At 68.3% G+C, this 13,063-nt stretch carries 13 protein-coding genes and 1 pseudogene; 8 read left to right on the top strand and 6 right to left on the bottom strand.

The genetic code is table 11. From position 1 onward, the window contains the following. Positions 1-52: 52 nt before the first annotated feature. Entirely contained in the window at positions 53-679 is a 627-nt protein-coding gene (locus ACVW19_RS32250) for a hypothetical protein (protein ID WP_457463943.1), read from the bottom strand. Positions 680-783: 104 nt separating this feature from the next. On the opposite strand from ACVW19_RS32250, the pseudogene ACVW19_RS32245 reads away from it, so the two are divergent. After that, a pseudogene (locus ACVW19_RS32245) lies at positions 784-1,265 on the top strand (IS6 family transposase); the annotation flags it as partial. A 1-nt stretch (position 1,266) separates the two neighbouring features. On the opposite strand, the gene ACVW19_RS32240 reads toward ACVW19_RS32245, so the two are convergent. After that, positions 1,267-1,725, bottom strand: a complete 459-nt coding sequence (locus tag ACVW19_RS32240; protein ID WP_457463942.1) for an SRPBCC family protein — start codon at positions 1,723-1,725, stop codon at positions 1,267-1,269. Positions 1,726-2,036: 311 nt separating this feature from the next. Here ACVW19_RS32240 and ACVW19_RS32235 point away from each other — a divergent pair, with 311 nt between their 5' ends. Continuing rightward, positions 2,037-2,264: a hypothetical protein gene (locus ACVW19_RS32235; RefSeq protein WP_457463941.1), complete on the top strand. Its 228-nt coding sequence runs from the start codon at positions 2,037-2,039 to the stop codon at positions 2,262-2,264. A 1,246-nt stretch (positions 2,265-3,510) separates the two neighbouring features. On the opposite strand, the gene ACVW19_RS32230 is transcribed toward ACVW19_RS32235, so the two are convergent. Beyond that, entirely contained in the window at positions 3,511-3,996 is a 486-nt protein-coding gene (locus ACVW19_RS32230; protein ID WP_457464879.1) for a DoxX family protein, read from the bottom strand. Between the two features lie 252 nt (positions 3,997-4,248). Beyond that, complete coding sequence (locus ACVW19_RS32225) at positions 4,249-5,001, bottom strand: helix-turn-helix transcriptional regulator (protein ID WP_457463939.1); 753 nt, start codon at positions 4,999-5,001, stop codon at positions 4,249-4,251. A 120-nt stretch (positions 5,002-5,121) separates the two neighbouring features. Here ACVW19_RS32225 and ACVW19_RS32220 point away from each other — a divergent pair, with 120 nt between their 5' ends. Then, positions 5,122-5,670 carry a DUF2231 domain-containing protein gene (locus ACVW19_RS32220; protein ID WP_457463937.1) on the top strand — a complete coding sequence of 183 codons (549 nt, stop codon included), beginning with the start codon at positions 5,122-5,124 and terminating at the stop codon, positions 5,668-5,670. Positions 5,671-5,678: 8 nt separating this feature from the next. Here the strand turns inward: ACVW19_RS32220 and ACVW19_RS32215 are convergent, their stop codons facing one another. Further along, positions 5,679-6,875, bottom strand: a complete 1,197-nt coding sequence (locus tag ACVW19_RS32215) for an IS110 family RNA-guided transposase (protein WP_457463935.1) — start codon at positions 6,873-6,875, stop codon at positions 5,679-5,681. Between the two features lie 308 nt (positions 6,876-7,183). Here ACVW19_RS32215 and ACVW19_RS32210 point away from each other — a divergent pair, with 308 nt between their 5' ends. Both ACVW19_RS32210 and ACVW19_RS32205 read left to right on the top strand, forming a co-directional pair. Then, the gene (locus tag ACVW19_RS32210) at positions 7,184-7,699 is read left to right on the top strand and encodes a hypothetical protein (protein ID WP_457463934.1); all 516 of its coding nucleotides are present in this window, start codon (positions 7,184-7,186) and stop codon (positions 7,697-7,699) included. Positions 7,700-8,532: 833 nt separating this feature from the next. After that, complete coding sequence (locus tag ACVW19_RS32205; RefSeq protein ID WP_457463932.1) at positions 8,533-8,907, top strand: hypothetical protein; 375 nt, start codon at positions 8,533-8,535, stop codon at positions 8,905-8,907. An 84-nt stretch (positions 8,908-8,991) separates the two neighbouring features. On the opposite strand, the gene ACVW19_RS32200 is transcribed toward ACVW19_RS32205, so the two are convergent. Further along, on the bottom strand, positions 8,992-10,149 hold the full coding sequence (locus ACVW19_RS32200) for an NAD-dependent formate dehydrogenase (protein ID WP_457463930.1): 1,158 nt from the start codon (positions 10,147-10,149) through the stop codon (positions 8,992-8,994). Positions 10,150-10,536: 387 nt separating this feature from the next. Here ACVW19_RS32200 and ACVW19_RS32195 point away from each other — a divergent pair, with 387 nt between their 5' ends. The 3 genes from ACVW19_RS32195 to fmdA all read left to right on the top strand — a co-directional run bounded on the left by ACVW19_RS32195 (position 10,537) and on the right by fmdA (position 13,049). Then, entirely contained in the window at positions 10,537-10,815 is a 279-nt protein-coding gene (locus ACVW19_RS32195; protein WP_457463928.1) for an FmdB family zinc ribbon protein, read from the top strand. Positions 10,816-10,989: 174 nt separating this feature from the next. Next, positions 10,990-11,643, top strand: a complete 654-nt coding sequence (locus tag ACVW19_RS32190; protein ID WP_457463927.1) for an AmiS/UreI family transporter — start codon at positions 10,990-10,992, stop codon at positions 11,641-11,643. Positions 11,644-11,801: 158 nt separating this feature from the next. Continuing rightward, positions 11,802-13,049, top strand: a complete 1,248-nt coding sequence (gene fmdA, locus ACVW19_RS32185) for a formamidase (RefSeq protein WP_457463926.1) — start codon at positions 11,802-11,804, stop codon at positions 13,047-13,049. Positions 13,050-13,063: the final 14 nt, after the last annotated feature.

Raw genomic sequence — 13,063 nt, 5'->3', positions numbered from 1 at the left:
AGTGTCCGGCCCGCCGGCCGGGGCTGCGGCCCTGTTCTCGCTCGCCGGTCGGTCAGCGCTCCAGGTCCCCACGCATCTCGACGAAGAGCTTTCCCGCGTCGGCGAGCGTGCTGTCCTCGAAGAGCGCGACGGCCGCCGTGCCCTCGTCGGCCCACCCGCAGATGACGCTGCCCTCCTCGCTCAGCGAGGCGAGCAGGCACTCCACCGAGCCGCCGAGCGGCCCGGGCTCCACCGGCTGCGCCTCGGGCTGCCCCAGCTCCGGGTCCCACCGGATGTACTCGATCATGCCCCGGAACAGGTGCTCACGGCGCCTGCCGGTGTCCTCGGGCACGTGGTCGACGCCCTCGAACAGCACCGGCGCACCCTGCCCGCCCGGGGCCCCGTAGCTGCCGAGGACCAGCGTCATGCCGTCCCGCATCTCTCCCGGGTCGACCGGGGCGTCCGTCAGGGCCTGGTCTCCCGCCAGCCTGTCCAGGCCACCCGCTCGGGTGGCGTCCACCAGGGTGCGCGGACCGCTTTGCTCCGCCGAAGGCGTCGGCGACGCGGATTCGGAGACCTGCCCGCTCGGGGAGTCGGGGTCGGGGAGGCCCGTGTCGTCCCCCCGGCAGCCGCTGACCGCCAGCATCGCCACCACCGCCACGGCCGCCAGACCCGTTCTTGCCGCAGATGCACGCTTCATGAAACCCCCCGCTGTTGCTCCACCCATGATGTCCCCCGCCGCCTTGAGTGGCGGTCGCGATCAGTGACGAGTCGTTCCGGCCGGCTGGTTCCCGCCCCGGGCACGAGGACCTGCCGCCCGGGCGCGGTGTCGTCGTCTCCTGCGAGACGGTCCGCCGCTGGGGCGCCAGGTCCAGGCAGGCCCACGCCAACGCGCTGCGCCGCCGAGGTCCCCGCCCGGCGACACGCGGCACCTCGACGAGGTCTTCATCACGGTCAACGGCGAGCGGCAGTACCTGTGGCGGGCGGTGGACCAGCACGGGAACGTACGGGACATCCTCGTCCGGCCCAAGCGCGACACCCGTGCCGCCGTGCGGTTCTTCCGTCGGCTCCCGAAAAGCCCGGAGTGCGTGCCGCGTGTGGTGGTCACCGCCAGGCTCCGCTCCTACGGAGCGGCCCACCGCCAGGCCATGCCGGGGGTGGAGCACCGCACCTCGAAGTACCTGAACAACCGGGCGGAGAACCCGCACCGGCCCACCCGGCGGCGCGAACGGACGATGAAGGGCTTCCGCTCCGCCGGCGCCGCACCAAGATCCCTGTCCGCCTTCATCAGGCCGACGCAGCCGACGAAATGAGTTCCTCAAGCTTGTTGAGACTCTGAGTCCAGCCTTCCTCGTGGAGAGCTTGGCGCCGCGTTGTGGCGAAGTCGCCCTGGTTCAAGACCAACTCGGCCCGCGTACCGTCGATATCGCGGAGCCACAGCGTCACCATCGTCTCCCGGTCCTCAGGATCGGGATCCTCCCACCGGAAGGTGTAGGACAGGTGTTCCGGAGGATCGACCTCAACGAATTCCCCCACCAGGTAGAATCGATCGCCTTCCGGAGGCTGCATCGAAATCCGATAACTACCGCCTGGCCGGAGGTCGCTTTCCACACTCGGGATGGCGAAACCGCCAGGACCCCACCACTTGGCCAGTTCCTGCGGTTCGGTCAATGCTCGGAATACGACTGAGCGCGGTGCGCGGAGGACGCGCTGCAGATGCAGTCTCAACCCGCCATCGTGTGTCATCACGAACCTCCTTCCACCGAAGGCCCCGAGATCCGCCACCGCGCTTATCCTATGTGTCCCGGCCATAGACCGCGTTCTGGCCGGCCAGGGGCGATGCGAGGGTGGGTGCGACCACCGGTGATCATCACGTAACGAAGATCAAGCGCAGGTCGCGGGCCATAGCACCGCTCGCCGGCGGGTCTTGTCGACCCGGCGACTGCCCTGCCGACCACGAAGGCCCTGCGTGACCTGCGCCGCAGGCTCGGCAGTGCCCCGATGCGCAGACTGTACGAGGTGCTGTCCGGGCCGCCGGCGCACCGAGGACGCCCGGTGTGCGGTTCGGTTCGTACCGCACGGTCTCCTTCTACGGCTGCAGCTCGATCAAGGCCCCGGACACCGACCGCAACCGGGCCTGGCTCGGCTCCCCGCGGCACGGCGGCTCCCCGCTGCTGGAGCTGATGACGCTGGTGGAGACCGGGACCCGGGCCCTGATCGGCGCGGTCTTCGGCCCCACCGGCGAAGGCGAGACCAGCATGCCCGGCACCTGCTGCACCTGTTGACGCCGGACATGCTGGTGCTGTGGGACAAGGGCTTCGACGGAAACGACTTCCTCGCCCGGGTGACCGCCACCGGCGCGCAGGTGTTGGGTCGACTGCGCAGCAACCGGCGCACCCCGGTCCTGGTCCGGCTCGCCGACGGCTCCTACCTGTCGGTGATCGGCACCGTCCGGGTACGGATCGTCGAGGCCCGAATCACCGTGACCCGCGAGGACGGCACCGCCTTCATCGGTTCCTACCGACTGGTCACCGCCCTGACCGACACCCGCCGCAGCCCTGGTCACCCTCCACCACCAGCAGTGGGGACACGAATCGGCGTACTACGCGCTGCGTCACACGATCATGCAGGGACGCGTCCTGCGGTCGGGCGATCCCGTCGGGACCGAGCAGGGGATGTGGTCCGTGCTGACGCTCTACCAGCTTTTACGTGCCGCCATGGTCGACGCCGCCAAGTCCCGCCCCGGCACCGCCCCGGACCGCTGCGGGTTCACCATCGCCCTCCACACCGCCCGTGACCAGGTCGTCCAGGCTTCTGGCGTGATCCACGACGCCACCGATCCGATCGGCACCATCGGCCGCCGGATCCTGGCTTCCTTGCTCCCGGCCCGCCGCCCACGAGTGAGCACCCGCAAGGTCACATCACCCATTTCCCGGTACAACGAACAACGCCCCGACGGCGGGCCCGGCCGCAGCCGCACCGTCACCGGTCTCGACATCACCGTCCTCGAACCCCCGCCCCGGCGGACCCCGCTTCCCGCTGCCTCCCGGGACGACCGACACCGCCCCGGCCGACCGCCGCCGAGAACGCGTCCTGGCCCTGCTCCAGGAAGCCCCCGACCGTTCCTGGCGAACCCGCGACATCGCCTACCGCCTCGGCGACGCCACCCCCGGCACCTTGTACGGACAACTTTCACGATGGGCTGACAGCAGCCTCATCCACAAGGCCGGTCCAGGTGTCTGCACCGCGATCACCGGTCTCCGAATTCCCTTGACAGAGCGCGGAGATCGTCGACTACCCGGCCTTGGGAAAAAGCCCGACCTCCGTGTGGTGAAGACTCGACATCCCCACCACACCGGAGGTCTTCGCCATGATCAAGCCCGGCCGATGTCAACAACGCTCGTGATCGACACAGGCGCAGTGTCCCGGTGGCCTGCTCACTCAGCGGGAACGGCATGGCCGAGCGCAGGAGCGCCTGGCGCGCGGCCCTCGACGGCGCGCAGCGGGAGCCGCGGGGGGGGCGCTTTGCGCCTACAGGGTGAGTGTGATCGCGGCGGCGACGCCGCCCAGGCCGAGGGCGAAAGCTGCCTCTTTCCAGCCGCCCTTGCCCCAGCGGAATGGGCGGTCGGCAGCCAGCCGGCCCGGACCGATGGCAGCGACGGCCAGGGCGACGACAGCGATACAGACGCTGTATTCCACGCCGCCGTCCGTCTCCCACAGGCCGTGGGCGCCGGTGACCGTGGCCATCGCATTGATCATGACGCCGATCAGGGCGGCAGCCGCCAGCGGCGTCAGCAGGCCGAGGGCCAGACCGAGGCCACCGAGCAACTCGGACATTCCCCCGATCACGGCGAAGAGCTCTCCCGGGTGGTAGCCCAGGGCCGCGAACCCCTTGCCGGTCGCCGTCAGGCCCTCGCCGCCGAAGAGTCCGAAAACTTTCTGAGCCCCGTGTGCGGCCATCAGCAGGCCGAAGGTCAGCCTGATGAGCAGCAGGCCGAAGTCGGCGGCGGTCGTCATGGGCGCGGTGGTGCGATGCGCCACCGGTTCCGTGGAAGAGACAAGAGGGTTGAGGATGCTTTTGGTCAACATGGCAATGCTCCGGTTGGAACGCCAGAACGGACGTTTCCCCCAGCTCGACCGGATGTCGAGCACCGGTGATGGGTGAGCTCCGCGTGGTCTCGCGGGCGAGCCCCCTCCCCATCCGCCCCTTTCGCTGCGGGCAGCGTCGATCCGGGCGGTGGCCCGCGGGGGCAGACGGCCGGTATCGCGTCAGTGGTCCTGGAGTATCTGGTCATCGCGATCGGTGTCGTTCGGGCCCAGTCGCACGCAGCATTCGCCGGGCTCGGGGGCCAGGACAGCCTGAACCCCGTTGACCTGCAGGCCGGTGAGGTAGCCGCTGAGGAATGCCTGGTTCATGCCGCACACCAGGTCAGGGGCCTTCGCGGCCAGCGGCTGGAACGGGCAGTTGCGCAGCCGGAGCTGGGTCGGGCCTTCCCGGACGGGCTCGTAGCCGTACCTGTCCAGCAGCCGTTCACAGGCGGTCAGCCCCCGCTCGGGGCCCAGGCGCCCTGGACGGATTTCCTCCCGCGCGGCTTCGCCCATCTGCCGGCCACGCTGTTCGGCGGTCCGCACCGCCGCCTGCGCGGCGTTTTCGTCGGCCTCCTCGGTCAGGACGGCGTCCAGGAGAAGGTCCGCCAGGAGTTCGTGGCGCCGGTCGGGGATGCTCACGGTGATCTGGGCGTCGGTGGGCTCGTACACCTTCGGCCGTCTGCCGACCTTGCGGATCCCGCCGGGCGTCTCGTACCGGGCGCGCAGCAGGCCGGCGTCGACGAGCTTGTCGAGGTGGAAGGCGGCGAGCTTGCGGGATATGCCGACGCTGGCGGCGGCCTCGTCGCGGGTGACAGCGCGGCCCGCACGGCGGATGAAGGTGAACATGCGCCGCCGTGAGTCCTCGCTCAGGACGCTGACGGAGTCGATGGCGCTGCCGGCCGCGTCGGCCTGTGCTGTCTGATCGGAGGCCACAGGACCACGGTAACTCTCATCTGCGTGGGCGCAAGTGCTCTTGCAACCCCGTGTCCTGCGTACCTTGACGCCCCCTCTCAATAAAACCGATCTTTATTGGTGAAATCAAAGGAGGTTGCGATGGCTGATGAGGCACAGCTTCAGGCGAAGCGTCCGGTCAGCGCCTCGCTCGCCGGCCCGTACGGCCACCCGTTCCACCCGATCCTGGTCACGGTGCCGATCGGCGCCTGGGCGACCAGCCTGGTGTTCGACATCGCTTCCCACGTCGTCAGCCGTCCGGGTTTCCTGACCCAGTCCTCGGAGTGGCTGATCGCGGTCGGGGTGATCGGTGCCCTGCCGGCGGCGATGGTCGGATTCCTCGACCTGTTCGCGATCCCCGGCCGGGCCCCTGCCTCTCGCGCCGCCCTGGTCCACATGACGCTGAACCTGCTGGTGACCGCCGCCTACGCCGTCAACTTCCTGTGGCGGTACAGCGATCACACCGGCGGCGGAAGTGTCGGACTGGACAGGCTCGTCCTGTCCGCACTCAGCGTGGCGGTCCTGGGCGTCTCGGGATTCCTGGGTGGCAGGCTCGCCTATCGCTACGGCGTCCGCGTCGCCGACGAGAACACCCAGGCCGAGGGATACACGCCCGGCGGCAGCACGCGAAACGCCCGCCCTGCTTCCTAATGCTGTTGTCAAGCTGCCGTAGTCACCGGTGGCGCCACTTCGTAGCACCGTCGGTCGCGGATCAGGGCCCAGATGACGTTGACGCGCCGGCGGGCAAGGGCGAGCACGGCCTGGACGTGCTTCTTCCCCTCGGCGCGTTTACGGTCGTAGAACTTCCGCGAGTTCGGGTCATAGCGGACGCTGACCAGCGCGGAGGTGTAAAAAACGCGCTGAAGTTTTCGGTGATAGACGAGCGGCCGGTGAAGGTTGCCGCTGACCTTGCCCGAGTCGCGCGGTGCCGGGGCGACGCCGGCGAAGGCCGCCAGGGCGTCCGGGGAGTCGAACTCGTCCAGGCCGCCGCGGACGCCGGCGAGGAACTCCGCTCCCAGAACCGTGCCGATGCCCGGGACGCTCAGAAGGATGTCGGCGAGCTCGTGCTCGCGAAACCGGCCCTCGATGAGCTTGTCCAGCTCACGGATCTGCTCGTTGAGGGCCATCACCTCCTCGGCCAGGGTGTGGACCAGCCTGGCGATGGTCTTCTCCCCGGGGACGGCGGTGTGCTGGCGCTCGGCGGCCTCGACCGCCGCCTCGGCCAGGGCTCTGGCGTTGCGGACCTTGCGGTTGGCCAGCCACTTCGCAAGCCGCGCGATGCCGGCCCGGCGGATCGCGGCCGGCGTCTGGTAACCCGTCAGCAGCCTGAGCGGGCCGGTGTTGGTCACGTCCAGGGCCCGCTCCAGGGCCGGGAACATGCTCAGCAGGGTGCCGCGCAGGCGGTTCACCGCGCGGGTGCGGTCCTCGACCAGGTCGGACCGGCGTCCGGTCAGCAGCTTGAGTTCCACGGCCGTCTCGTCACCGGGGCGGATGGGCCGCAGGTCGCGGCGCATTCTGGCCTGGTCGGCGATCACGTAGGCGTCGCGGGCGTCGGTCTTGCCCTCGCCGCGGTAGCCGTCGGATGCCCGGTTGACCAGCCGGCCGGGCATGTAGAGGACCTCCTGGCCGTGGTTGACCAGCAAGGCCAGCAGCAGTGCCGGCTCCCCGCCGGTCATGTCGATGGCCCAGGTGACCTCACGGCCGTCGGCCAGGTCCAGGACGTCACCGATCAGCTTCAGCAGCTCGGGCTCGTCGTTGGCCACCCGCCGCGACAACAGGGTCTTGCCCTCGGCGTCCAGAACAAGGCCGTGGTGATGGCCCTTGCCGCTGTCGATCCCCGCCCATATCCGGCTCATTGTGCTCCTGACGTGCGTGTTCGTACTGCTCGTGCCACGGACGACCTCGCCGGCATTGCTCTACACAGCGACTTGTTCGCACTTCCTAATCGGCGGCCGAGTCGTCGTGGGGCGCCGGGCGGCGAAGCAAGGGAAGCCACGAGACGGCAGCCGCCTGATAGCCACACCCAGCACCCCTGGGCGACCCAACCCTACGAATGGCTCGATCAACCCGATCAAGAAGGTAGAGCCGCCTGATACTGCACGACCCTGCACAGCGGGCCGGTGCCGTCCGGCTGCCTTCGACATCTCATCACTTGGGAGTCCCCATGGGCATCGCCGCACTGATCACCTGGGTGATCACCGCCCTCGGCGGCTTCTACATGCTCGGCATCTGGATCCAACGCAGCGGAATCCTCCAGCAGCAGTCCGGCACCAGCCGCCTGCCCGCACCTGTGGTTTTCGGGCACTTTGTCCTGGCCGCGAGCGGACTGGTGGTACGGATCATTTATGTCGTAGCCGAAAAGAGCGCCCTGGTCTGGACCTCCTTCGGCCTGCTGCTGCCGGTCGCCCTGCTGGGATTCGTGATGCTGGTTCGCCGGATCCCCGCCCACCGCGACCGCCTCGGTGACTCTCGTGGCGGGCGCCGTGCTCGCCGCGGGCGGTACGGGCCTCGGCATCATCGCCCCACTCCGACGCCCGGCGCGTCGTCACCGGCTCCTGCGCCATGGACAACGACCGCGACCGCGGCAACGTCCGCGACGACAACCGCCGCGACCGGCGCGACTGCGGCCGCGGGGACAATCGCCGCTGACAGCGAGGGGCCGAAACCGCCGGTCCGCTGATCAGCCGCACGCACCGTCCACGTGGCTCATGTCCGACAACGACATCGCGTATGAGCAACCATGGCCGAGACGACAGCAGGTGACCGGACGGGGCCGCCCATACCCACCAGGGGCGGGGGTCGATGCGACTGCAGGCGCACCGACCCCCGCCCCCTGGCATGCCGTCGCCCGATGCGCGAGCGACGGCCGGAACACGGCACCCGCACCAGGGCCGCCGAAAGAACCGTCCGGAGAACCTGCCGTCGTCGGTCGTGTCGGTCCTTCCGCGCCGATCGGCGAGCCCTCGCGCTCCGTGCCCCGACCCGCCGATGAGCTGTGTCTGCGCAAGCCGATGCCACGCCCGCGGAACGACCCGCACACAGGCTCTCCTCCGGCTCACCCGGCACCACATCAGCGTGCTGGTCGCCATGCTCCGTGATGGTGCGAAAGACATGGAGGAACCCCGGCCCGCCCCCCGCCTTCGATGCTCGGAGTGGACCCGGTCGACATGCCGCCGCATCCCCCGACACCTCACCACTGCCGGGAAGCAGAGGTGCAGCGCTTGTGAGGCAGTTCACTGATGCAGGGCTGGACTGGCCCGCACTGCAGAATTAGCTTTCTTGAGAGCATGCGTCCCTTATGGACCTTTTCCGCAGCGCGGCGGACCGGGTCTGAAGCAGGACGTTCACCAGTGACCTTGCGGGCAGCCGCCCGGACCGGACTTCAGGGCGCATGAGGAAGACAAGACGTACTTCCGCGCCGGCACTACCAGTGGGCGACCGACCCCGGAAGGTGGACAAGTGAGTGAAGACGCCGTGTGGGTCAGAAGCGTAACGGGCATCCAACTGCATCACGTGACCGATCTTCAGGACGCTCGTCGGTTCCTGGGCAACGCCGTCATGGCGCTGGGCGCAGCCCATGTGAGAACGGGCGACGCCAGGTTCTCCGGTCTCGCCGACCAGCTCAAAGCAATGGTCGCCCAAACGCACGACCTGGAGGGCGAGGCACGGGAGAGCATGCACCGGCTGCACTCCACGGATCCCGAGCGGTTCGTACGCTGCCGGGAGGGCGAGGAGCCCTGGCCGGACGAGCTCCAGGCGGGCTTCGTCCCGCGCCACACCTGCCAGGACAAGTGCCTCTACCACGACCACGAGGTGCTGGACGCCATCCTGCAGTGCACCTGCGGCCGACCCCCGTGCCGCGCTTGCGCGATCGCGGGGGCGCCCTGACACGGAGAACACGGAGAGCGGAGCGTGCCGTCCCGGCCGCCTGTGCACGGGCGGTGACGGCCCCGCCGACTCCTAGCGTGTGCGTCAGACGGTGTACGAGCGGGCCCCGGTCCCGGCAAGCCTGCCGCCCTCCACGATGAGGTACTCCTGGCGGATCGGGCGGTTGTCGAACCAGCACTCCAGGATTTCCCGGACGCCTGCCGCGTACCTGGCCTGCGCGGAGAGCGTCGAACCGGACACGTGCGGTGTCATGCCCTCGTGCGGCATGCCGCGCCACGGGTGGTCCTCTTCCGGCGGCTCGGGATACCAGACGTCCCCGGCGTAACCCGCCAGATGGCCTCGTTCCAGAGCGCGTACCACGGCGTCTCGGTCGACGATCAGCGCGCGGGCTGTGTTGACGATGTACGACCCTCGCTTCATGGTCGCGAGCATCTCGTCGTCGAAGAGGTTCACCGTCTGCGCGTGCAGCGGCGCGTGGATGGAGAGCACGTCGACGGCGGCCGCCAGGGAGCGGGCATCCGCATGCCAGGTCAGCCCCAGCTCCCGCTCGAGGTTCGGTGGCAACCTGTGCACGTCGTTGTAGTGCAGCTTCACATCGAATGGCTGCAGCCGGCGGAGCACTGCCATGCCGATCCGCCCGGCACCGAAAACGCCGACGTCCATGCCCTCCAGGTCGTAGTTCCGCGAGACGCTGTCGGCCACGTTCCACCCCCGGCGGGCGGTGACCCACTCGTGGGCGGGCAGATAGTTGTGGACGAGAGCGAGGATCTGCATGACCGCGTGCTCCGACACGCTGATGCTGTTGCTGTAGGTGACCTCCGCCACGGTGACGTCGTGCTCGATGGCGCTCGGCAGGTCCACGTGGTCCGAACCGATCCCGGCTGTGACCGACAGCTTCAAGTGCGGTGCGCGGCGGATCCGGTCAGGAGTGAGATAGGCGGGCCAGAACGGCTGCGAGATCACCACCTCGGCGTCGGAAATTTCCCGTTCCAGCACGGAGTCGGGCCCCTCCTTGTCGGAGGTGACGACCAATGTGTGGCCCCGTTCCTCCAGGAACGGACGCAGACCGAGTTCGCCGGAGACGCAGCCGACCAGCTCACCCGGCTTGAAGTCGAGGCTCCGGGGGGTGGGCGCCGTCTGCCCTCCGGGATAGCCGCTGATGACGGGGATCTCATCTCGGGCATACCTGGGCGGGTAGCCGTCAACGGGATCCGGATAAAGCACCGTGAGAATCTTCGCCATGGCCGTACTCCTACGAAGGCCGGCGCACAGGCGTGGTCCGGTAACCGCGCATTCGCTCCGGCCGGCCTTGCTGTCCAGTGCCGAGTGACCGGGCCGCCGCACAACAAACGGGCCCGAACACACTGATCACCGCGCCCGCAAAGCCCCGACCGAGCAGCATGCGGCGCGGGGGTCACGTCCTTTCCACCCGGTGGGGCCCGCCGCGTCGTACCCGCCCATTCGGCACGGCGGCGCAGGGCGATCCCAGGAGCATCTCCAACTCGCCTTGACACGCCGTCGTCACAGGCGTTGCCTGGAATAAGAGGCGATGCTGCTCCGGTGTTCATTGGCTCGACCAGAACCGCGCCACGGCCCAAGGCCGGAAGCGCGGCGAGGCGGAGACGGATCATGGCGACGTATGAGTATTCCTGCAACCGCTGCGGATCGTTCGACGTCAAGCTGCCGATCGGCACAGCGCCGACCGCGCGCGCCTGCCCGCAGTGCTCGAATACGGCTCGGCGTGTGTACTCGTCCCCCGCGACCGCGTTCACCTCGCCTGCCGTCGCGGGCCTGCGCGAGCAGGAGGAGAAGTCTCGGGAAAATCCCGCGGTGGTCACGCGGGTGCCTCCCGAGCGGGCTGCGCCGAGGCCGGCCCATCCGGCCCTCGACCGGCTCCCCCGGCCCTGAGGGGAAGTCACGGACCGGCGGAATCAGTCCAACGCCCTCTCAGAGAAGGGGCGTGGGACGGTCTCGATCCCTGCCGCCTCACCGGAGGCACGGGTTGCGCACAACAGCATCTCGGTTGCATGACCGCCCGGCGGGCCCATCGCTCGCGGAGCGAAATCTCGGGAGGTGTCCCCCTTGGGCAACGTCGGACTTCTCTTTGTAGGCGCGGTGCTCTTCCTGAACGGATTGATGCTGCTGGGAAAGGTCGACAGCCGGGCAGCCGCCGTATTCAATCTGTTCGTGGGCGGGCTCCAGGTCCTCACACCCACATATCTCATCATCGCCGCGAATCGGGACCCCAGCCAAATCGCGCTCGCATCGGGCATCTTCCTTTTCGGTTTCACATACCTTTATGTGGGAATCGGAATACTCATGGGGCTCGACACGACAGGTGTGGGCTATTACTCACTGTTCGTGGCCATCGCGGCTCTGGGGTACTCCTTCGTCAACTTCCGGCTGTTCGACGATCAGCCGTTCGGAGTGATATGGCTCTACTGGGCGTTCCTCTGGTTCCTTTTCTTCCTGCTACTGGGACTGAAAATGGAGGCCTTGACGTCTTATGTCGGCTGGGTGACAGCGATCGAAGGCTGGGTAACCGGTGTCATACCGGCATTCCTGCTGCTGTCCGGTTACTGGGTCACCGAGAACTTCTTTGAGATGGCTATCGCGCTGGGCGCGTTCGGCGTCCTGACCTTCTCCGCGCTGTGGATCGTACTTCGCCGGAGGCAGCCCGGCAGGCCCGCGGAGGAGTACGGCGTCCCGGGCCATCCGGTCGGCAGCCCCGGCTAGTGGCTGCCGATGACCGCCGCCGACTTGTCGACGGGAGCGCCGGGAGGTGGTTGAAACGCAAGAAGTGGAGACGTCAGAAGCAGCGTGAGGGGTGGTCGGAGCACCCCGGGCCACACGCCGCACCCGCTCACCCGTACAGAACAGACCACGGAGTTCACATGCCTGACGTAATCTTCAGCGTCGACCAATCCCGGTCGATGCGCGACCAGGACGTACCTGGACACAACAGGTGGCATCCGGATGTTCCGGTTGCCGCGATGGTCCGCCCGGGAGACGAGTTCCGCGTCGAATGCCGCGAATGGACCGACGCGCAGATCGGCAACAACGACTCCGCCAACGACGTGCGCGATGTCGGCCTGAACGCCACCCACATGCTCAGCGGGCCGATAGGCGTCGAAGGGGCGGAGCCGGGCGACCTGCTCGTCGTGGACATCCTCGACCTGGGGCCGGTGCCCCAGCAGGTCGGGGACGCGCCGGGTCAGGGCTGGGGATATACGGGAGTCTTCGCCAAAGCCAACGGCGGAGGGTTCCTGACGGACTACTTCCCCGACGCCTACAAAGCGATCTGGGATTTCCACGGGCAAGTAGCCACCTCCAGGCACCTTCCCGGTGTCCGCTTCACCGGCATCACCCACCCGGGTCTCTTCGGCACCGCGCCGTCCGCAGAACTGCTGGAGCGGTGGAACAGGCGTGAGCAGGCCCTGATCGACACCGACCCCGACCGGGTCCCGCCCCTGGGACTCGCGCCCGAGCCCGATCAGGCCCTCGCCGGCCGGGCGACCGGATCAGATGCCGAACGTGTCACCCAGGAAGGGGCCCGCACCGTTCCCGCACGGGAGAACGGCGGCAACCACGACATCAAGAACTTCACTCGTGGATCCCGCGTCTTCTACCCGGTCCATGTCACGGACGCCAAGCTGTCAGGCGGTGATCTTCACTTCAGCCAGGGAGACGGTGAGATCACCTTCTGCGGTGCCATCGAGATGGGCGGCTACATCGACTTCCACGTCGATCTGCTCAAGGGCGGCATGGAGAAGTACGGTGTCACCACCAACCCCATCTTCATACCGGGCAACGTCGAGCCGCGGTACTCGGAGTTCATCTCCTTCATCGGGATCTCCGTGGACCACGACACCGACACCAACTACTACCTGGACGCGACGGTCGCCTATCGCCGCGCCTGCCTCAACGCCGTCGAGTACCTGAAGAGGTTCGGTTACACCGGAGAGCAGGCATACTTGCTCCTCGGTGCGGCCCCCATCGAGGGACGCATCAGCGGGATCGTCGACATCCCCAACGCCTGCTGCTCCCTCTACCTCCCGACCGGGATCTTCGACTTCGATGTCCGTCCCACTGCGGAGGGACCGAAGGCCGCAGACCGCGGTCAGTGCGCGGTGACCAGCTGAAGCCGACCGATCCC

It is taken from the genome of Streptomyces sp. TE5632 (genome assembly GCF_054061295.1).
This window is presented reverse-complemented; position numbering and strand designations above follow the sequence as displayed.